Annotated in this window: 18 protein-coding genes and 2 pseudogenes; 11 read left to right on the forward strand and 9 right to left on the reverse strand. The window is 62.0% G+C overall.

Translation table 11 applies throughout. The features are described from left to right. Positions 1 to 88 precede the first annotated feature (88 nt). The 4 genes from hutU to hutI are packed head-to-tail and all read right to left on the reverse strand — an operon-like array spanning position 89 to position 5,278. The gene (gene hutU, locus KUV26_RS18735; protein WP_222509522.1) at positions 89 to 1,771 is read right to left on the reverse strand and encodes a urocanate hydratase; all 1,683 of its coding nucleotides are present in this window, start codon (positions 1,769 to 1,771) and stop codon (positions 89 to 91) included. Further along, positions 1,768 to 2,553: an N-formylglutamate deformylase gene (gene hutG / locus KUV26_RS18740; RefSeq protein ID WP_222509523.1), complete on the reverse strand. Its 786-nt coding sequence runs from the start codon at positions 2,551 to 2,553 to the stop codon at positions 1,768 to 1,770. Before hutG ends, hutU begins: the two co-directional genes overlap by 4 nt. Further along, positions 2,550 to 4,073 (reverse strand): histidine ammonia-lyase, encoded by a 1,524-nt coding sequence (hutH, locus tag KUV26_RS18745; protein ID WP_222509524.1) that lies wholly within the window; start codon positions 4,071 to 4,073, stop codon positions 2,550 to 2,552. The genes hutG and hutH overlap by 4 nt, the downstream gene beginning before the upstream one ends. Continuing rightward, positions 4,070 to 5,278, reverse strand: coding sequence for an imidazolonepropionase (hutI, locus tag KUV26_RS18750; RefSeq protein WP_222509525.1), 1,209 nt, complete (start codon positions 5,276 to 5,278; stop codon positions 4,070 to 4,072). Before hutI ends, hutH begins: the two co-directional genes overlap by 4 nt. A gap of 426 nt (positions 5,279 to 5,704) precedes the next feature. Here hutI and KUV26_RS18755 point away from each other — a divergent pair. From KUV26_RS18755 to KUV26_RS18795, 9 genes and pseudogenes are all read left to right on the forward strand, one after another. Then, positions 5,705 to 5,971: pseudogene (locus tag KUV26_RS18755) on the forward strand (integrase core domain-containing protein); the annotation flags it as partial. 380 nt (positions 5,972 to 6,351) lie between these two features. Continuing rightward, positions 6,352 to 6,600 (forward strand): hypothetical protein, encoded by a 249-nt coding sequence (locus tag KUV26_RS18760; protein WP_222505198.1) that lies wholly within the window; start codon positions 6,352 to 6,354, stop codon positions 6,598 to 6,600. A gap of 166 nt (positions 6,601 to 6,766) precedes the next feature. Beyond that, positions 6,767 to 6,928, forward strand: coding sequence for a DUF1328 domain-containing protein (locus KUV26_RS18765; RefSeq protein ID WP_222509526.1), 162 nt, complete (start codon positions 6,767 to 6,769; stop codon positions 6,926 to 6,928). Positions 6,929 to 6,982: 54 nt separating this feature from the next. After that, positions 6,983 to 7,264 (forward strand): hypothetical protein, encoded by a 282-nt coding sequence (locus KUV26_RS18770; RefSeq protein WP_222509527.1) that lies wholly within the window; start codon positions 6,983 to 6,985, stop codon positions 7,262 to 7,264. 176 nt (positions 7,265 to 7,440) lie between these two features. After that, positions 7,441 to 7,626 carry a PLDc N-terminal domain-containing protein gene (locus tag KUV26_RS18775; RefSeq protein WP_222505195.1) on the forward strand — a complete coding sequence of 62 codons (186 nt, stop codon included), beginning with the start codon at positions 7,441 to 7,443 and terminating at the stop codon, positions 7,624 to 7,626. A 120-nt stretch (positions 7,627 to 7,746) separates the two neighbouring features. After that, positions 7,747 to 8,199: a hypothetical protein gene (locus KUV26_RS18780; RefSeq protein ID WP_222509528.1), complete on the forward strand. Its 453-nt coding sequence runs from the start codon at positions 7,747 to 7,749 to the stop codon at positions 8,197 to 8,199. Beyond that, entirely contained in the window at positions 8,186 to 8,587 is a 402-nt protein-coding gene (locus KUV26_RS18785) for a phage holin family protein (RefSeq protein ID WP_222509529.1), read from the forward strand. The genes KUV26_RS18780 and KUV26_RS18785 overlap by 14 nt, the downstream gene beginning before the upstream one ends. Beyond that, positions 8,574 to 9,335 carry a hypothetical protein gene (locus KUV26_RS18790; protein ID WP_222509530.1) on the forward strand — a complete coding sequence of 254 codons (762 nt, stop codon included), beginning with the start codon at positions 8,574 to 8,576 and terminating at the stop codon, positions 9,333 to 9,335. Before KUV26_RS18785 ends, KUV26_RS18790 begins: the two co-directional genes overlap by 14 nt. A 5-nt stretch (positions 9,336 to 9,340) precedes the next feature. Then, on the forward strand, positions 9,341 to 10,372 hold the full coding sequence (locus KUV26_RS18795) for an AI-2E family transporter (protein ID WP_222509531.1): 1,032 nt from the start codon (positions 9,341 to 9,343) through the stop codon (positions 10,370 to 10,372). A 153-nt stretch (positions 10,373 to 10,525) separates the two neighbouring features. Here the strand turns inward: KUV26_RS18795 and KUV26_RS18800 are convergent, their stop codons facing one another. From KUV26_RS18800 to proX, 5 genes are all read right to left on the reverse strand, one after another. After that, entirely contained in the window at positions 10,526 to 11,497 is a 972-nt protein-coding gene (locus tag KUV26_RS18800; RefSeq protein ID WP_222509532.1) for a sulfatase-like hydrolase/transferase, read from the reverse strand. 1 nt (position 11,498) lies between these two features. Then, entirely contained in the window at positions 11,499 to 12,020 is a 522-nt protein-coding gene (locus KUV26_RS18805) for a sulfatase-like hydrolase/transferase (protein ID WP_222509533.1), read from the reverse strand. A gap of 3 nt (positions 12,021 to 12,023) precedes the next feature. Further along, the gene (locus KUV26_RS18810) at positions 12,024 to 12,695 is read right to left on the reverse strand and encodes an ABC transporter permease (protein WP_222509534.1); all 672 of its coding nucleotides are present in this window, start codon (positions 12,693 to 12,695) and stop codon (positions 12,024 to 12,026) included. A 258-nt stretch (positions 12,696 to 12,953) separates the two neighbouring features. Then, the gene (locus KUV26_RS18815; RefSeq protein WP_222509535.1) at positions 12,954 to 13,982 is read right to left on the reverse strand and encodes an ATP-binding cassette domain-containing protein; all 1,029 of its coding nucleotides are present in this window, start codon (positions 13,980 to 13,982) and stop codon (positions 12,954 to 12,956) included. 64 nt (positions 13,983 to 14,046) lie between these two features. Next, positions 14,047 to 14,940 (reverse strand): glycine betaine/L-proline ABC transporter substrate-binding protein ProX, encoded by an 894-nt coding sequence (gene proX, locus KUV26_RS18820; protein ID WP_222509600.1) that lies wholly within the window; start codon positions 14,938 to 14,940, stop codon positions 14,047 to 14,049. 86 nt (positions 14,941 to 15,026) lie between these two features. On the opposite strand from proX, the pseudogene KUV26_RS23740 reads away from it, so the two are divergent. Next, positions 15,027 to 15,743 (forward strand): annotated as a pseudogene (locus tag KUV26_RS23740) (LysR substrate-binding domain-containing protein). Between the two features lie 534 nt (positions 15,744 to 16,277). Next, positions 16,278 to 17,318, forward strand: a complete 1,041-nt coding sequence (locus KUV26_RS18835) for an efflux RND transporter periplasmic adaptor subunit (RefSeq protein WP_222509538.1) — start codon at positions 16,278 to 16,280, stop codon at positions 17,316 to 17,318. Positions 17,319 to 17,322 lie beyond the last annotated feature (4 nt).

Here is a 17,322-nt window from a genome sequence, read left to right on the forward strand (position 1 = left end):
CGTTTCCCTCACAGGGAAACGGCTATGAAAAATCGATCTTTCAGGGCAGAAATCCGCGCCGGATTTCTGCCTTTCTCTCGCTCGAACGTCAGCCCAGGATGCCAGGCAGGTTCAGCCCGTGCTCGCGCGCGCAGTCCTTGGCGATGTCATACCCCGCATCCGCGTGGCGCATGACGCCGGTGGCCGGGTCGTTCCACAGCACGCGGCCGATACGGCGGTCGGCGTCCTCGGTGCCGTCGCAGCAGATCACCACGCCGGAATGCTGCGAGAAGCCCATACCAACGCCGCCGCCATGGTGCAGCGACACCCAGGTGGCGCCGGAAGCGGTGTTCAGCAGCGCGTTCAGCAGCGGCCAGTCGGATACGGCATCGGAGCCGTCCATCATCGCCTCGGTCTCGCGGTTCGGGGAGGCCACGGAGCCCGAGTCCAGGTGGTCGCGGCCAATCACAACCGGCGCCGACAGCTCACCATTGCGGACCATCTCGTTGAACGCGAGGCCAGCCTTGTGGCGGTCGCCGAGGCCGATCCAGCAGATCCGCGCGGGCAGGCCCTGGAAGGCAATGCGCTCCTGCGCCATATCCAGCCAGCGGTGCAGGCCTTCGTTCTCGGGGAACAGCTCCTTCATCTTGGCGTCGGTTTTGCGGATGTCCTCCGGGTCGCCCGACAGCGCGCACCAGCGGAACGGGCCGATGCCGCGGCAGAACAGCGGGCGGATGTAGGCGGGTACAAAGCCGGGGAAATCAAAGGCGTTCTCCAGCCCCTCCTCCAACGCCATCTGGCGGATGTTGTTGCCGTAATCGACCGTGGGGATGCCCATCGCGTGGAAGTCGCACATCGCCTTCACTTGCACCTTCATCGAGGCGCGGGCGGCTTTCTCCACCGCTTTCTTGTCGCTCTCGCGTTTTTCCTTCCACTCGGCCATGGTCCAGCCCTGTGGCAGGTAGCCGTTGACCGGATCATGGGCAGAGGTCTGGTCGGTGACGATATCGGGGCGGATGCCGCCCGCCTTGGCGCGCTCCACCAGCTCGGCAAACACATCCGCAGCATTGCCCAAAAGACCCACGGATTTCGCCTCACCCGCCGCGGTCCAGCGCTCGATCATCTCCAGCGCCTCGTCCAGGGTCTCGGCCTTCTCGTCTAGGTATTTGGTGCGCAGGCGGAAGTCGATGCTGTCTGGGTTGCACTCCACCGCCAGGCAGCAGGCACCGGCAAACACAGCCGCCAGCGGCTGCGCGCCACCCATTCCTCCGAGGCCGCCGGTCAGGATCCACTTGCCCTTGAGGTCGCCGCCGTAATGCTGGCGGCCGGCCTCGGCAAAGGTTTCATAGGTGCCCTGCACGATGCCCTGAGTGCCAATGTAGATCCAGGAGCCGGCCGTCATCTGGCCGTACATCATCAGGCCCTTCTTATCGAGCTCGTTGAAGTGGTCCCAGTTGGCCCAATGCGGCACCAGGTTGGAGTTGGCAATCAGCACGCGCGGTGCGTCCTTGTGGGTCTGGAAGACGCCGACCGGCTTGCCCGACTGCACCATCAGGGTCTGGTCTTCTTCCAGGTTCTTCAGGCTCTCGACGATCATGTCGAAATCCTTCCAGGTGCGCGCGGCGCGGCCGATGCCGCCATAAACCACCAGCTCATGCGGGTTTTCCGCCACGTCCGGGTGCAGGTTGTTCATCATCATCCGCAGCGGCGCTTCGGTCATCCAGGACTTAGCGTTCAGCTCGGTGCCGGTGGGCGGGAAAATATCACGGGTGTTTTTGCGGGGATCGCTCATGCTGCGGGCCTCCAGTTTTTGAGATCAGTCAGAATTTGGGTGAGATGGGCGCGCAAGTTGTCCGCGCGCTCCGGCAGATAGGTCCAGGGCGGGCTTTCCTGGCAGTAGGTCGCCTGCGCCAGCTCCATCTGGATCGCATGCAGGCCCTCAGCTGGGCGACCATAGTGCCGCGTGGTCCAGCCACCCTTGAAACGGCCGTTCAGAACCGAGGTATAGGCTGCAGCCGCCTCGCAGCGGGCCACGGTCATCGCTTCTACCGCCGGATCGCAGGTGGCGCCCAGATTGGTGCCGATGCTGAAATCCGGCAGACGGCCCTCGAACAGGAACGGAATGTCGCCGCGGATCGAATGGCAGTCATACAGAATGGCAAAGCCGTGGATTGCCTTCACCCGCTCCAGCTCCTCCGTCAGCGCCGCGTGATAGGGTGCGTGATAGGCATCGCGGCGGCGGGTGATCTCCGCCGCGTCCGGCTCCTGCCCGTCCTGCCAGATCGGCCGCCCGTCGAAATCGGTCAGCGGCACCAGCGTCGTGGTGTTCTGCCCCGGATACAGGCTGACACCAGCCGGATCACGGTTCACGTCAATCACATAGCGGTGGATCGGCGTGCGCACGGTGGTCACGTCTTCGGTCAAACCATCGTAAAGGTCATGAATATGCCAGTCGGTATCCGCAAGCGCGCGGCCGGTCTCGTTCAGGCATTCCCAGACCTCGGGCGGCACGTCGGTGCCCGTGTGGGGCAGCCCCAGCACCAGCGGCGATGAACCTTTGCTGACTTCGATCATGCCGCAACCTCCACGCCTGCGACGGCGGCGACGCGGCCTGCCCGCACCATGGCGCTGGCGGCTTCGATGTCGGGCGCCAGATAGCGGTCATCCCCCAGCGCCGGAATATCCGCGCGCAGCAGCCCCAGCACGTCCTGCAACCGGGCCGAGGTCTGCAGCGGTGCGCGCGCCTCAACGCCTTGCGCGGCGCAGAGCATCTCAACGCCTAGGATCACCGACAGATTGGCGTTCATCTTACCCAACCGCAGCGCGCCATGAGCGGCCATCGACACATGGTCCTCCTGGTTGGCGGAAGTCGGGGTGGAATCCGTCACGCAAGGATTGGCCAGATGCTTGTTCTCGCTCATCAGCGCGGCCGTCGTCACCTCGGCAATCATGAAGCCGCTGTTCAGCCCCGGATTGGGGGTAAGGAATGGCGGCAGGTCGTGGCTCAGCGTCGGGTCCACCATCAAGGCAACACGGCGCTGCGCAATCGCACCAATCTCAGCCACAGCCAGCGCTATCTGGTCCGCAGCAAAACCCACGTATTCCGCATGGAAGTTGCCGCCCGAAACGATGCGCCCTTCATCCACCAGAACCAGCGGATTGTCGGTGACGGCGTTGGCCTCAATCTCCAGCGTCTTGGCCGCCATGCGCAGCACGTCCAGCGCCGCGCCCACAACCTGAGGTTGACAGCGAATACAGTAGGGATCCTGCACCCGGCTGTCGCCCTCGCGGTGGCTTTCACGGATCTCCGACCCTTCCATGATGTCACGCATCTGCTGCGCCACGTCGATCTGCCCGGCATGGCCGCGCAGGGTATGGATGTCGGCCACCAAAGGCGCGGTGGAGCCCATGATCGCATCCGTTGTCAGCGAGGCAATCGCCATCGAGGCCTCGGCCATCCGCCAGGCATCAAACAGCCCCGCCAGCGCGCAGGCGGTGGAGAACTGGGTGCCGTTGATCAGCCCCAGCCCTTCCTTGGGGCCCAGCTCGATCGGCTGCATCCCGGCCTTTTTCAGCGCCTCCGTGCTGGGCATCCGGGTGCCTTCGAACGTGGCCTCCCCTGCCCCGATCATCGCCGCCGCCATATGCGCCAGCGGCGCCAGATCGCCCGACGCCCCGACCGAGCCCTGCGACGGGATTACCGGCACTACGCCGCGTTCCAGCATCTGCTCGATCTGCGCGATCACCAGCCAGCGCACGCCCGAGGCACCCCGGCCCATCGACAACAGCTTCAGCGTCATCATCAGCCGGGTCTTGTCCTCCGGCAGCGCCTCCCCCACCCCGCAGCAGTGGGACAGGATCAGGTTGCGCTGCAGCGTTGCGGTGTCCTTGGGCGCGATCTTGGTCGAGGCCAGTTTGCCGAAACCGGTGTTGATACCATAGACCGCCGCGTCACCGGCGGCAGCTTCGGCCACCATCTTGGCCGCGGCCTCGACGGGCGCACGGGCGCTGTCGTCCAGCCGCGCCGGGGTCAGGTTGCGGTAGACATCCTGCAGGGTGGCAAGCGTCACCGTTCCGGGGATCATGTTGATCATTGTTCGCCCTCATAAATACGGGAGTGAAGCGGGTTGAAGCCGATGCGGTAGGCCAGCTCGCCCGGGGTCTCGACATCCCAGACCGCCAGATCCGCGCGCATGCCTGCCGCGATCTGGCCCCGGTCCGTCAGCCCCAGCGCGCGCGCTGCGTTGCGGGTGATGCCTGCCAGCGCCTCCTCCGGCGTCATGCGGAACAGGGTGCAGCCCATGTTCATGGTCAGCAGCAAAGACGTCAGCGGCGAGGAGCCAGGGTTGCAATCGGTGGCCAGCGCCATCGGCACGCCGTGTTTGCGGAAATGCTCGATCGGCGGCATCTGGGTTTCGCGGATTGTATAGAACGCCCCCGGCAGGATCACCGCGACAGAGCCGCTGGCCGCCATCGCGCGGGCGTCGTCCTCGTTGGCGTATTCCACGTGATCGACTGACAACGCGCCATACTGCGCCGCCAGCGCGGTGCCGCCCTGATGGCTCAGCTGCTCGGCGTGCAGTTTCACCGGCAGGCCGAGTTCCTGTGCCACCTTGAACACCCGTTCAATCTGCGCGGGGGCAAAGGCGATGTTTTCGCAGAAGCCGTCGACCGCATCCACCAGCCCCTCGGTATGGGCGGCGCGCAGGGCGGGGATGCAGACCTCGTCGATATAGGCGTCATCGCGGCCCTTGTATTCGGCCGGGGTGGCATGGGCGCCAAGGAAGGTTGTCTTGATTGTCACCGGGCGCAATTCGCCCAGACGGCGGGCGGCGCGCAGCATGTTCAGCTCGGTCTTCAGGTCCAGTCCGTAGCCGGATTTCACCTCTACCACCGTGGCGCCCTCAGCAATTAGCGCATCCAAGCGAGGCAGCGCATCCCGTACGAGCTTCTCCAGAGAAGCTTCGCGGGTGGCCGAAACGGTGGAGACGATGCCGCCCCCTGCCCTTGCGACTTCCTCGTATGACGCGCCGTTCAGGCGCATCTCGAATTCCATCGCCCGGTTGCCGCCAAAAACTATATGTGTGTGGCAGTCGATCAGTCCAGGCGTCACCAGCCGCCCGCCCAGATCAACCTGCTTCCACGGGAAATTGTCAGCTGACAATTTTTCCCTCCGGCCTGCCCAGACGATGCGGCCTTCCGAAACTGCCACTGCGCCGTTCCCGATCAGACCGTAAGGCGTGTCTGAGCTGGCCATCGTGGCCAGACTGGCACCTGTCAGAACATAATTTCCTGTCACGGATTCCCCCCGAGTCACTGTATTTCCGGTTCGACAATAAGCTACTCAAATATAATATTATGTCTAGTCATAAAATGAATAAGTCCAACCTTGCTGACGGCCGCAGACCTTGGGTGAAGTCATGTAAAGTCTCCAAACATTGTATCTGCGATGGATTCACCGGGACCGATCAACTGCAATCCCGCCGTTGCCCGCCCCAATAGCCATCTCTCACGCCGACTGGCTCTGCTTTCCCTGTAAATCTCAGCCCTTGCGAGATTGACGAATTGAACTGCACTGGGTTTGCCTGAGGCTTCAACACCTGAACAGGACGAAGCCGCAATGAGAAAGACAACAAACGAGCAGTTCACCGAGGTCTGAGAGCGTACGGTGCGGCTGGTGCAGTACAACCAGGGCCAGCACAGTTCCCTCTGGCAGGCAATCATGTCGATCAAATATACAGAGCGGCTGGGCGAGGCCAGTATCGCGCCCTCTGCCGGCAGGGTTGGGGACAGCTACGGCAATGCGCTGGCCGAAACGATCAACGGTCTCTTCAAGGCCAGGGTCACTTACCGCCGCGCCCCATCGCGCAATTTCGAAGCGTTGGAAAACGCAACACTCGAATGGGTTGACTGGTTCAACAAACGCCGCCTGTCCGTGTCTATCGGAAATTTTCCGCCGGCAGAAGCAAAGGCTAATTTCCATGCGCTATGAAAACTGAGGAACGAGCCCGCAACTAACTGATATCAGCCTCCGGCAAACCTGCAGCAGTTCAATCTGGGCTTGGAGTGCAAGGCGCTCATGGTTTCTTTTTCCTCTAATGCTTCGTTGATAAAATCAAACAGCAATCCGCTCGAGCTCCGGTCAGGCTCCGCATGAGTAGCGGGCAAAGCAAAGGCAGAAACATTTTTTCCTAGCAGAGCACTACCGGACCAGCCGAAGTGCATGCGCTCAGCATTCCCACGCACACTAAACGCAAGTCAAAGGAGGCCGGCCCGGCATACGCGGCTTTCTGGCGTGCCCGCCCGCTTTTCCGGGAACCTTTCCATCTGCGGGCACGTTGACTGCTCAAAGCAACCCGAAAGGACAGCATCATGAAACCTTCAATTATCATTGCGACCGTTGCTGGCATCGTTTTGCTGGTTTTTGGCATCTACATGATCGACATTGATCAGACACAGGAAACCCGCATTCCTGATGTGGACGTCTCTGTCGAAGGCGGCCAGCTGCCCGAGTTCAAAGCTGACGTGGGCGACATAGAAACCGGCACGGAAGAAGTGACCGTTACCGTTCCCACGATCGACATTCAAAGCCCTGAAGAAGAAGCCCGCGACGGCGGCTGACTTGCCGCCGGGGTTCCTGGAAGCGCAGCCAGACCGCTGCGCCTCTTCCTGACCGGAACAGGCAGCAAAGGGCTGACGGCAGCGAAATGAGGAACCATTCAGCCGTCCAGCCGTTGACATTCCGTATGACGCGCAACGCAGCGCTCAAACAGTGAAGGAGAAAGCAATGCTTGGATGGGCACTCACCTTACTGATCGTCGCGTTTGCCGCCGCAGTTTTTGCAGCCGGCGGCATGGCAGTGGCTTCCGCGGGAGTTGCTCCGATCGTTTCAGTGATTGCCCTGGCACTCTTTGTCCACTCGCTCACTGCCCGCCGCATCAAGAGCTGACCGGGGCCGCGCCCCCGCACGAACAGACGGCAGCCCAAACAAGGAGACTGAAACATGACCAACACAGCTGACGCACAAAAGCAGACCAAACGCCGTACCAAGACCTCGGCAGACAGCGATTCCGGCAGCCTCGCCGGGCGCGTTAAGGAGCAGGCCGCACAAACCGTGCAGCAGGCGCAGGAGCAGTTCGACGCCGGACTGCAATACAGTTCCGGCGAATTGCAGCGTCTCGCCACAGAGGGGCGGTCATTTGTGAAAAAGAACCCCGGCCTTGCGATTGCAGGTGCCCTGGGAGCCGGGGTGCTGCTGGGTTTGGCAATGCGCAACCGCTACTGATCCAGCCAAGTTGGAACCTACCGACCAAAGCCGCGCTTTTCAGCGCGGCTTTTTATGTCCATCGAGGGCTGAACCAAACTTTGCACGTTCGCACCAAGGTAACAGCCCCTGCCCCGGGAACCATTGTCCTTTCCGTGCGTTGCCTTTCCAGAACGACAGACCGAAGGGAGAATATCATGGAATATGGACTTATTGGCCTGCTTGTACTGGCCGTCGACATCTATGCGATCATTCAGATCCTGTCTTCCGGTGCTTCCACTGCGGCTAAAATCCTCTGGATTCTGCTGATCCTCATACTGCCCGTCGTCGGCTTTATCATCTGGCTGATTGCAGGCCCGCGATCTTCTGCCGCAAAGATCTGACACATCCGCATTGCCACGATGCGGCCCGGCTTTCACAGGCCGGGCCGGACTTCTTCCAAGCGGAAACAGCGCCAACGCGGGTTTTCGCAGTGACCCCCGGACACCGGAAAGGCTGATGACATGACCGATACTTCTGATCTGGAAAGGCAGGCCCGAGCACAAGCTGCGGATCTGGGCCGCAAGGCCAAGGAGGCCGTTGCAGACACCGTTCGCGATGCTGCCGGAACAGCGCAAGCGCAGGCCGCTCAAGAGGTGCAGGCGACTGCGGACGCCGCGGGCGCCGCAGCAGATGCCTTTGCACCCGGTTCCGTTCAAGCGCAGGCCGCACAGATGGTCGCAGGCCAGCTGGAAGATGCCGCCCGCCGGGTGCGCTCTCTGGAATTCGACCAGACCATGCAGGATGTCACCGCCTTCGCCCGCCGCAATCCGCTGCTCTTTCTCAGCGCGGCCGCCCTTACCGGGTTTGCCGCCACCCGCTTTCTGAAGGCGCGCGATCCGGCTGCTTCCGCCCTGCGTGGACAGGAGGGAGCGCTGGCGACATCCGACGGAGGGAACAACCATGGCGCATCGTGACTTACGCGCGGCGCCTGAGCTGTTCCTTGCGGTTCTCCGCCACTTCGCAGCACTTCTGCGCAGCGAAGCAGAACTTGCCAAGGGCGAACTGAAAGAAAAGGCATCCCGCGCGGGAACCGGACTTGCCTGCCTGGCTGCCGCGGCGATCCTCGCGCTGGCGGGTCTGCATGTGATTTCCGCCGCGCTTGTCGCTTGGCTCACTGCGGCCGGACTGCCCCCGGGACTTGCCGCTCTCATCGTCGGCGGTGCGCTGTTTGCCGGAGCAGCATGCCTGCTGCTGGCGGCCAAGTCCCGGCTCAGCAGCAAGGCGCTGCTTCCGTCCCGGACCATTCGAAATGTTCAAAAGGATGCTGCCAGCATCAAGGAGGCCGCAAATGCCCGGTACTGACAGGCTGGAACAGCAAGTTGACGAAAACCGGCGCCGCCTGGCCGCCTCGCTGCACGGCCTGACTGGAACCCTGGCCCCCCGTTCGGTGACGGAACAGCTGACTGAGGCGGCTCACAGTTACGGCGGGCAGCTGGGGCAGCAGGCCGTTTCCGCGGCCAAACGCAACCCGGCGGCACTGGTCCTGACCGGGGCCGGGCTTGCGCTGATGCTCACTGGATCCGGCGGCCGTCCGCGCCCCGCGGCGCCCCAACCGGCCGCCGTCCCGCCCGAAGCCGCCTTTGCCGGATTCGATGAACGTGTCGCCGCGGCAGATGCCGCAATGAAGAAGGAGATGACCGGGATGAGTGACGAGAGCTTCCGCGCCAGCAAGATGCGCGAGACCTTGAACGCGGGGCTGGACGCCCTGCCCGATGCTGCCCGCAAACGCGTACTGAAGGCACGCACTGCTGCTTTGCAGGCGCAGGAAAAAGTCGAGGCCCATGCGGCAAGAGCCGCCAAACGCGGGCGAACCTTCTATGATGAGAATCCGCTGGCCGCCGGTGCCATTGCGCTTGGCCTTGGCGCGCTGATCGGGGCACTGCTGCCCGCGACGCGCCGCGAGGACGAATTGCTGGGCGCGCACCGCGATGCGCTGGCCGCCAAAGCAGAAGCTGCCCTGCGCGAGGAGATGGACAAACTGTATCAGAAGGCCAGCGCCAAGCTGGATCCGGCGGAAACCGCGCCGCCTCCTCAAACTGCCGCCAGCTGAATGACATGCCCGGATATCTAAAGACAGTTCTCAGCGGCCGGGGGGTCCGCGTGATGCTGATGATCCTGACGGTCATCAGCATCACAGCTGCGCTTCAGCTGGCGCAGCAGATACTCGCGCCCATGAGCTTCGCTCTGGTGCTTGGGGTGGTGGTGTCACCGCTGGCTGACAGGCTGTCCCGCCATGGCGTTCCGCGGCTGGCGATCGCTTTGTCGCTGCTGGTGGCGTCCACGCTGTTCGTGGCGGTCATCCTGCTGCTGATTGAGCCGCTGATCGGCGTTCTGATTGAGGAGCTGCCCCGCATCAAGACTGTGATGGCCCGCCTTATCGATCAGGCATCGTCGCTGCTGCGCGGTATAGAGACCATCAGCCAGGAGATAGAGGAAAGCGTCGGCGCCGAGTCTGTCGAACCCCAAACAGCTATTCCCTCGGTGGGCGATGCGTTGTGGCTGGCCCCCAGTTTCGTATCCCAGGTGTTCATCTTTATCGGCACGCTGTTCTTCTTTACCCTGACCCGGAATGAGCTTTATGATCTGACAGGCCCCCTGAAGCCCCGCTTGAAGCACGCGGACAAAGTGGTTTCCCGGTACTTTGCAGCGATTACCTTGGTGAATACCGGTCTGGGTGCGGTGACCGCGGCGGCGATGATGGCGCTCGGCGTCGAATACGCGCTTCTTTGGGGTTTAGCGGCAGGCTTGCTCAACTATATTCTCTATCTCGGGCCCTTGCTGATCACTGCAGGGCTGGTTCTGGCAGGCATCCTGCAGTTCCACGGCGCTTACGCAGTGCTGCCACCGCTGGCCTTTTTGCTCATCAACCTGACAGAGGCAAATGTCGTGACACCTTTGGTGGTCGGCCAGCGGATGTCGATGAATCCGTTGCTGATCTTTCTGGTGATCGTCTTCGGTCTGTGGCTCTGGGGGCCAGTCGGCGCCTTCGTGGCACTGCCGTTGTTGCTGTGGCTCAGCGTTTTGCTGGAACCGCAGCCGGGTGCAATGGACCAGCCTGGCGGCGACCCTTTGCGAAAGGTGATCTGACACTGCTTGCCCCTTTCACGGCAGGTATGCAAACCGGCTCGTGTCACGGGCTGGGGCGTATCCGGCAAGTCTTTCATATCCGGCTGTCAATCCGGCGGATCGGTGATTGTTTACCGGCGAAGCCTATCTTGCAGATGCTTCGCCGGTATTCGTTCAGATGTACTTGAACGCCCATTCGTTGTAGCCCTGCTCGCCCCGGTACCACAGGACCTGGTCGGTCTCGCTTTCGTGGTGGTTCCAGCGCTGTTTCTGCCCCTGCGCCATCGCCTCCCGGACCAGAGCTCTGCGCCGCTGGCTACGAACGATATCGCGGGTCAGGGCAGCCTCGTTCCACTTTTCTGCAACCTCATCACGAAATGCCGCGACGGTTTCCTGGTGCCCCGGGGACAGGGCCAGGTTGGTACGCTCGTCTGGATCTGCCTCCAGATCGAACAGCATGTCGCCATCATGAGAGGAAGACAGGAATTTGTACTGCCCTCGCCGGATCATGAAAATCGGCACCGGAGTCGCCTCGGCCAGATATTCGGCATAAACGGTGCGCGCAGGCGCCGGGTTGCCCCGGTCAAGCAAGGCCGTCAGCGCCACGCCTTCCAGCGGTTCAACTTCATTTTCGATACTGGCAATCGCATTGAACGTCGGCACCAGATCCACCAGGGACGCCAGCTCGCTGACCCGCTGGGGCATAATCCACGGGGCGGACAGGATGAGTGGAACGCGCAGGGCCTTCTCGAAGAAGTGCTTCTTGAACCACATGCCCCGCTCGCCCAGCATCTCCCCATGGTCCGAGGTGAAAATGATAGCCGTGTTCTTGTCGGCACCCGTCGCCTGCAAGGCATCCAGCACCTGCGCCACCATGCTGTCGATGTAGCTGATCGAGCCGTAATAGGCCCGGATGGCGCGCTGCACGTCCTCATCGCTGAACTCAATCCCAAGCATCCCGAAATCCTTGAGCAGCCGCACGGAGTGCGGGTCGTGCTTTTGTTCGGGCAAAGCCCCAACCCGCGGCATGGGTATTTCCTTGCCTTCATAAAGATCCCAGAATTCCTTGCGGCACAGATAGGGTTCATGCGGGTGGGTATAAGACACCTGCAGGAAGAAAGGACGCTCATCGCCGGAGCGCGCCATGTCAAAGAATGTGCTGGACCGCCTTAAAGGTAATCTCCTCGTCATAATCGATCTGCACCGACCGTTCGCAAATGCCTGCGATCCGCACCGCGCGCGGGTCATTGGTGTTTCGCTTGCCTTCGTTGCCCCAGTTCGGCACCCAGGCAAAATCCGCAGGGTAGAGATCGGCGGTCAGGCGTTTCTCAAAGCCATGAAACTGGTCCGGCCCGATAAAGTGCATCTTGCCCGACAGCGCTGTCTGATAGCCCGCGGCACGCAGGTAGTGGGCATAGGTCGGGATCTCGGCCGAAAACTCCGCCGCGTTGTCGTAAGCCCCGACCGCCGAGCACAGCTGCCCGGTCGCCATGGAAAACCGTGACGGCGCGCAGAGCGGGAAATTGCAGTAGGCGTTTTCGAACACCACGCCGCCCTCGGCCAATGCGTCCAGCGTGGGGGAATGGCAGAGAGTGTCGCCATAGGCCCGCAGTGCCGAAGCGGTCAGCTGGTCGACCTGAATGAACAGGATATTGGGTTTCTTGCTCATGACTTAGCCCTTCAAAAGCAGCGTACGCACCGCCCCGACGGGGCCGGTTTCATACCATTTCTTATGAATGCGGTCGCGGGCCGAGATGCCGAAGCTTTGCGAAACCCGGTCAATGACAATGGCCAGAAACACGATGCCCAGCCCGCCGACGGTGGCGAGACCCATGTCCAGGCGGCCGATGCCGCGCAGCACCATCTGGCCCAGCCCGGTAACCGAGATCATCGAGGAGACAACCACCATCGACAGCGCCATCATAATGGTCTGGTTGACGCCGGCCATGATGGTCGGCATCACCAGCGGCAGCTCGATCTTGTAGAGCGTCTGGCGGTTGGAGGCGCCGAAGGCCCGCGCCGCTTCGACCATATCGGGCCGGACCTGCCGGATGCCCAGGTTGGTCAGGCGCACCACCGGCGGCAGCGCATAGATGAAGGTCACGATCACGCCCGAGACGTTGCCGATCGAAAACAGCATCGCGATGGGCACCAGATAGACGAAGGAGGGGATCGTCCGCATCAGGTCCAGAACCGGCTGCAGCACCATCCAGAAGCGGTTGTTCTTGGCTGCGGCCACGCCCAGCGGAATGCCGATCAGCGAACAGAACACCACGCAGGTCAGCACGATCGACAGCGTCGTCATGCTTTCCTCCCAGGCGCCCATCAGGCCGATGGCCGCCATACAGACCAGGGCAATCAGGCCCAGCCTGCGCCCGCCGGCCTGCTAGGCAACCAGCGCGATGATGGCCAGCATCAGCAGGTCCGGCGTCCCGGTCAGCGCGTCCTCAAGACCGGTCAGCACGATGTCGAACGGCACCTTTACCGCCTAGAAAACAAAGCGGAAGTTGTCCACGACCCATAGCAGAGCCGCTTCCACCCAGCCGCCGATGGGCACCCATTCAGTGTCGAAGATGTTCCAGAAATCCATTTCCGCCTCCCCTCAGCCGCGTATCGCTGTCAAAGCAGCCTTGATGGTGATCCGGCCGATCGCCGCATGGTCCGGGCTGACCACGGTGACCGGCGACTGGTCGTCCATGAAATGGTCCAGGATCTCCCCCAGTTCGGCATCCGGGCGCACCTGTTTCGGCGTCCCCTGGCTGCCGTTGAGCGGCTCCATGATGGTCTCCGCCCGCACCAGTCTGATGCGGCTGATACCCTTGACGAATTCCGCGACATAACCGTCCTTCGGATTGGTCACGATTTCCTCCGGGGTGCCGATCTGCACGATCTCACCGTCGTTCATGATGGCGATGTGGTCCCCCATCCGGATCGCCTCGTCGAGGTCATGGGTGATGAACAGGGTAGTCTTTTTCATATGCGCGGACAGGTTCAGGAACTGGTCTTGCAGCTGGCGCCGGATCAGCGGGTCCAACGCCAAAAAAGGCTCATCCATCAGCAGAATTTCCGGATCCGCCACCAGGGCGCGAGCCAAGCCAACACGCTTCTGCATATCGCCCGGCAGCTGATCGGGGTAGTGGTCGATCCAGCCGGTCAGGTCCATCGCCGCCAGCGCCTTCTCCGCTGCCGCCCGCCGTTCGGAGGGCCTGATATCGCGCACCTCCAGGCCAAAGCCCACATTCTCGCCCAGAGTGCGGTGCGGCCACAACGCCATATGCTGAAACACCATGCCGATGGTTTCGGCACGCAACTGGCGCAACTCGGTCTCGCCCATCGTGTCGACGCGCTGGCCGGCCACGCGAATTTCACCTGCGGTCGGCTCGATCAGCCGGTTCACGTGGCGCACCAGTGTGGATTTGCCTGAGCCCGAAAGGCCCATGATGCAGAAGATCTCGCCTTTCCGGACGGAAAACTGGCGTTGCGCACGCCCAGGACACAGTTGAACCTGTCGCGAACCTCCTCGAACCTCCTCCTTGCTCAATCCTTCGGACAGAACGGCCTTCATGGCTTCGTCCGATCTGCTCCCGTAGATCTTCCACAGGTCGCGGCATTCGATTTGCGCTTCACTCATGGCGCGGTCCTTTCAGGAAAAATGGGCGCAGCCGGGGCTGCGCCCGCCAACTTCAGGGAGGAGGTCAGTTGGCTTTGACGGCCTCGGCGATCCATCCATCGAACTCGGCCTGATTGGCAGACACCCAGTCCCGGGCATGGCGCCGGAAATCTTCCAGAGCGTTTTCCCCGTCGCGCAGCTTCACCTGGGCGGCATTGACCGCCGCGATCGGGATTTCGACCAGTTCGAAAAACCTGGCGGCTGCCCGGTTTTCTTCGAGGAACGCGTTATTGGCGACGATGTAGACGTCATTCACCGCAAACCCCGCATCGAATTCCCCCTCAGACGGCACGCCGATCTGCACCACGTCCTCACCCGGCACAAGCACATCGCTGATCCAGTTGGGTGTCCACGTGTAGTATAGGATTGCACCGCCTTCATTGTAGCGGGTGATGGTGTCGGCCATGATCGCGAAATAGCTGCCCTGGTCGTGCTGCACTGTATCGCGGAGCTTGAACGCCTTCAGATGGTCTTCGATCGTCAGTTCGCAGCCCCAGCCCGGATTGCAGCCGGACAGGTTCGCCCGACCGTCACCGTCGCTGTCGAACAGCGACGCCAATTCCGGGTCGGTGAGCTGACCGATACTGGTAATGCCATGCGCCTCGGCGGTCTTCCTGTCGATGAAATAGCCCTGCCCGGCCCCGGTGATGGCCGCATTGACCCGGGTCATCACAGCCTCGCCGCCGGATTTGTCAAAGAAATCGTTATGCAGCGGTTTCCAGTGGTTGAACGTGTAGTCCGCATCGCCCGAAGCAACCGCCAGGTGAACGGCGGGAAAGTCCGCTTCCAGCGTTTCCTCCACTTCGTAACCCAAAGCCTCCAGCCCAAGCTGCACGACCATATGCTGAAACCAGGCATTTGCCGGCGATCCCTTTATCGGCGATACAGACACGCCCTTGCCGGGCTGGTCTGCCGCCAGATTGCCGAGTTGGAAGAAAGGCTTGGGGTCACGCTGTTCACTGCAAGGTGACGCAGACCCAGGCCGGGCGGGCACTGGAAGCCGAAATGTCCCCGGCACTGCATCAGATCGCTTCCGCTCTGCAGAATGTCTCTGCTCGGACAAGCGAATCCCGGCTGACGGTCACCACGACATCTGCCTTCGCCACCTACTGGCTGATGCCGAGGCTGGTCGGTTTCAGCAACCTTCATCCGCAAATCGAGCTGAACCTGGTTGTCACCGACCGCAAGCTTGACCTCGAGGCCGAAGACGTGGATGTCGCCACCCGCTACTCAAAAACGCCGCCGCCGTGGGAAAAAGTCACCCCCCTGCTGCAGGAGCGTGTTTTTCCCGTTGCCAGCCCGAAATACCAGGCGCGGACAGCGCTTGCCCGCCCCGAGGACCTGCTGAAAGAGAATCTGCTGCATCTTTCGGGAATCTACCGCCCCGGCGCCCGCTGACCGAACTGGTTCCGGCACAACAATGTGGCGCCGCCGCCTGAATCCAGCGGCGTGGTGATGAATACCTACATCAACATGCTGCAGGCTGCCATTGCCGGGCATGGCGTTGCGCTGGCGGGCAATCCGCTGGTTGACCCTTATCTGGAGGACGGTTCGCTGCGCAGGCTGGATGGATTTCTGGAAATAGAGCGCGACTATTTCTACCTGATCGACACCACCAGAGATCAGGAAAACGCACAACTATTCTGCGATTGGATACGGCAGCAAGCGCTAGGTGTTTCCGGTTCTGCTCGAACTCAGCCATCAAATGCCGGTCTCACATGAAGCCCGGCGCCCGCGCGCATGCCGTGGATGTCACGTTCACCTAGGGGCGCGCGCCGGTCCTGTGGATTCAGGTTTGCCGGATAAAATGAAAACCCGGCCGCTCCGCAACCCGACCGGCCTGCAATCAGACTTGGGCGCAAGCGGCTCATTGGCCCTCGAAACTATACCCGCGAAACAGAGAGATCCTGGCCTCCACTGCCTGACACGATAAATGGATGCAGCAGCGCCCAACCGGGAACACGCCGCATGAGACTGCTCAGAATTGTGATCTTGTTCACAGAAAAAATTTCTGTCCACAGGCTATGCACCGCAAATCCGCGGCTCAGTGATTCTCGCTATTCTTATTACCGGCGGCCTGGATGACCAGGCCCGGCACTGCGCCTCGGATCGCATCGAGGCTTCTTTCATCCTGGCAGAAAGAGTTATCTTGCAGCCAGCTTCCGAAGCCAGGACCTGTGTACAAGCGCGGGCGCGGCTGCACTGAAACAAGTTATTCTGCGGGTCCGCTGCCGGTGCCCGGAAAGAGGGACAAATATGCGCTGGAACGAATTTCCTGCCCTGACCGCGGGGGTGTTTCTTCTGTCATCTGCGGCCATGGCACAAGAGCCGCTGAAACCCGTCAAGCTGTTACAGACCTCCTCCGAAGCCTTGCTTCTGGAGCGCCAGTTCTTTGGCCAGGTGGCGGCGAAGCAGACCGTGGATTTGGCGTTTCAGGTCGGCGGGCAGATCCTTAAATTTCCCGTTTCCGAAGGTGCCGAAGTTCCCCAGGGGGGGCTGATTGCCGAGCTGGATCTGGAACCCTTCGAACTGCAGCTGGAACAAGCCCGGCTGCGCAAGGAACAGGCTGACCGCACAGTGGCACGGCTGGAGAAACTGACCGGAACTGTCAGCCAGGTATCAATCGATGACGCCGAGACCGAGGCTGGCCTTGCCCGTGTCGCCCTGCGCGATGCCGAATATGAACTGGAGCACGCAACGCTGAATGCTCCTTTCGATGCGCTGGTCTCCAGCCGCGAGGTCGAGCAGTTCACAACCATCAGCGCCGGCACCCCGGTAGTGCGGCTGCACGACATGTCCGAGCTGCACATCAAGGTGGATGTGCCCGAGATCCTGTTCCAGCAGGCTGATGAAAGCGATGTGGTGACGATAGCCGCGAACTTCCCCGGCCAGGAGACCGACTATCCGCTGGAGATCATCGAATATGACGCCGAAGCCAGCAGCGTTGGACAGACCTACCGGGTGACCCTCCGCCTGACTCCGCCCGACGACCGCCAGATCCTGCCCGGCGCTTCTGCCACTGTGAATGTGAGGGTGGACACCGGCGATGCCGCGATCCGGGTGCCGGCCACCGCTCTGGTGGCAGCCTCTGACGGCCGCACCGGGGTGATGGTCTTTGCGCCTGCGGGCGCCGAAACAGGCACCGTCACCTGGACGCCGGTTCAGGCCGAAGCGACCCAGTACGGCGATTTCCGCATCGCCCAGGGCCTCAGCGGCGGCGAGGAGATCGTGCTGACCGGCGGCGGCGCGCTGAAGGATGGCCAGCACGTCAGCCGCTTCTCCGGCTTCGGCAATTGAGGGC

Origin of the sequence: Leisingera daeponensis (assembly GCF_019801465.1) — a bacterium.
Classification (GTDB): domain Bacteria; phylum Pseudomonadota; class Alphaproteobacteria; order Rhodobacterales; family Rhodobacteraceae; genus Leisingera; species Leisingera daeponensis_A.

Bases quoted from the DNA above. Each gene is read 5' to 3' on its own strand.
- hutU (WP_222509522.1), bottom strand. From the start codon at position 1,771: ATGAGCGATCCCCGCAAAAACACCCGTGATATTTTCCCGCCCACCGGC.
- hutG (WP_222509523.1), bottom strand. From the start codon at position 2,553: ATGATCGAAGTCAGCAAAGGTTCATCGCCGCTGGTGCTGGGGCTGCCC.
- hutH (WP_222509524.1), bottom strand. From the start codon at position 4,073: ATGATCAACATGATCCCCGGAACGGTGACGCTTGCCACCCTGCAGGAT.
- KUV26_RS18760 (WP_222505198.1), top strand. From the start codon at position 6,352: ATGAAACCTTCAATTATCATTGCGACCGTTGCTGGCATCGTTTTGCTG.
- KUV26_RS18765 (WP_222509526.1), top strand. From the start codon at position 6,767: ATGCTTGGATGGGCACTCACCTTACTGATCGTCGCGTTTGCCGCCGCA.
- KUV26_RS18770 (WP_222509527.1), top strand. From the start codon at position 6,983: ATGACCAACACAGCTGACGCACAAAAGCAGACCAAACGCCGTACCAAG.
- KUV26_RS18775 (WP_222505195.1), top strand. From the start codon at position 7,441: ATGGAATATGGACTTATTGGCCTGCTTGTACTGGCCGTCGACATCTAT.
- KUV26_RS18780 (WP_222509528.1), top strand. From the start codon at position 7,747: ATGACCGATACTTCTGATCTGGAAAGGCAGGCCCGAGCACAAGCTGCG.
- KUV26_RS18785 (WP_222509529.1), top strand. From the start codon at position 8,186: ATGGCGCATCGTGACTTACGCGCGGCGCCTGAGCTGTTCCTTGCGGTT.
- KUV26_RS18790 (WP_222509530.1), top strand. From the start codon at position 8,574: ATGCCCGGTACTGACAGGCTGGAACAGCAAGTTGACGAAAACCGGCGC.
- KUV26_RS18795 (WP_222509531.1), top strand. From the start codon at position 9,341: ATGCCCGGATATCTAAAGACAGTTCTCAGCGGCCGGGGGGTCCGCGTG.
- KUV26_RS18800 (WP_222509532.1), bottom strand. From the start codon at position 11,497: ATGGCGCGCTCCGGCGATGAGCGTCCTTTCTTCCTGCAGGTGTCTTAT.
- KUV26_RS18805 (WP_222509533.1), bottom strand. From the start codon at position 12,020: ATGAGCAAGAAACCCAATATCCTGTTCATTCAGGTCGACCAGCTGACC.
- KUV26_RS18810 (WP_222509534.1), bottom strand. From the start codon at position 12,695: ATGGCGGCCATCGGCCTGATGGGCGCCTGGGAGGAAAGCATGACGACG.
- KUV26_RS18815 (WP_222509535.1), bottom strand. From the start codon at position 13,982: ATGAGTGAAGCGCAAATCGAATGCCGCGACCTGTGGAAGATCTACGGG.
- KUV26_RS18835 (WP_222509538.1), top strand. From the start codon at position 16,278: ATGCGCTGGAACGAATTTCCTGCCCTGACCGCGGGGGTGTTTCTTCTG.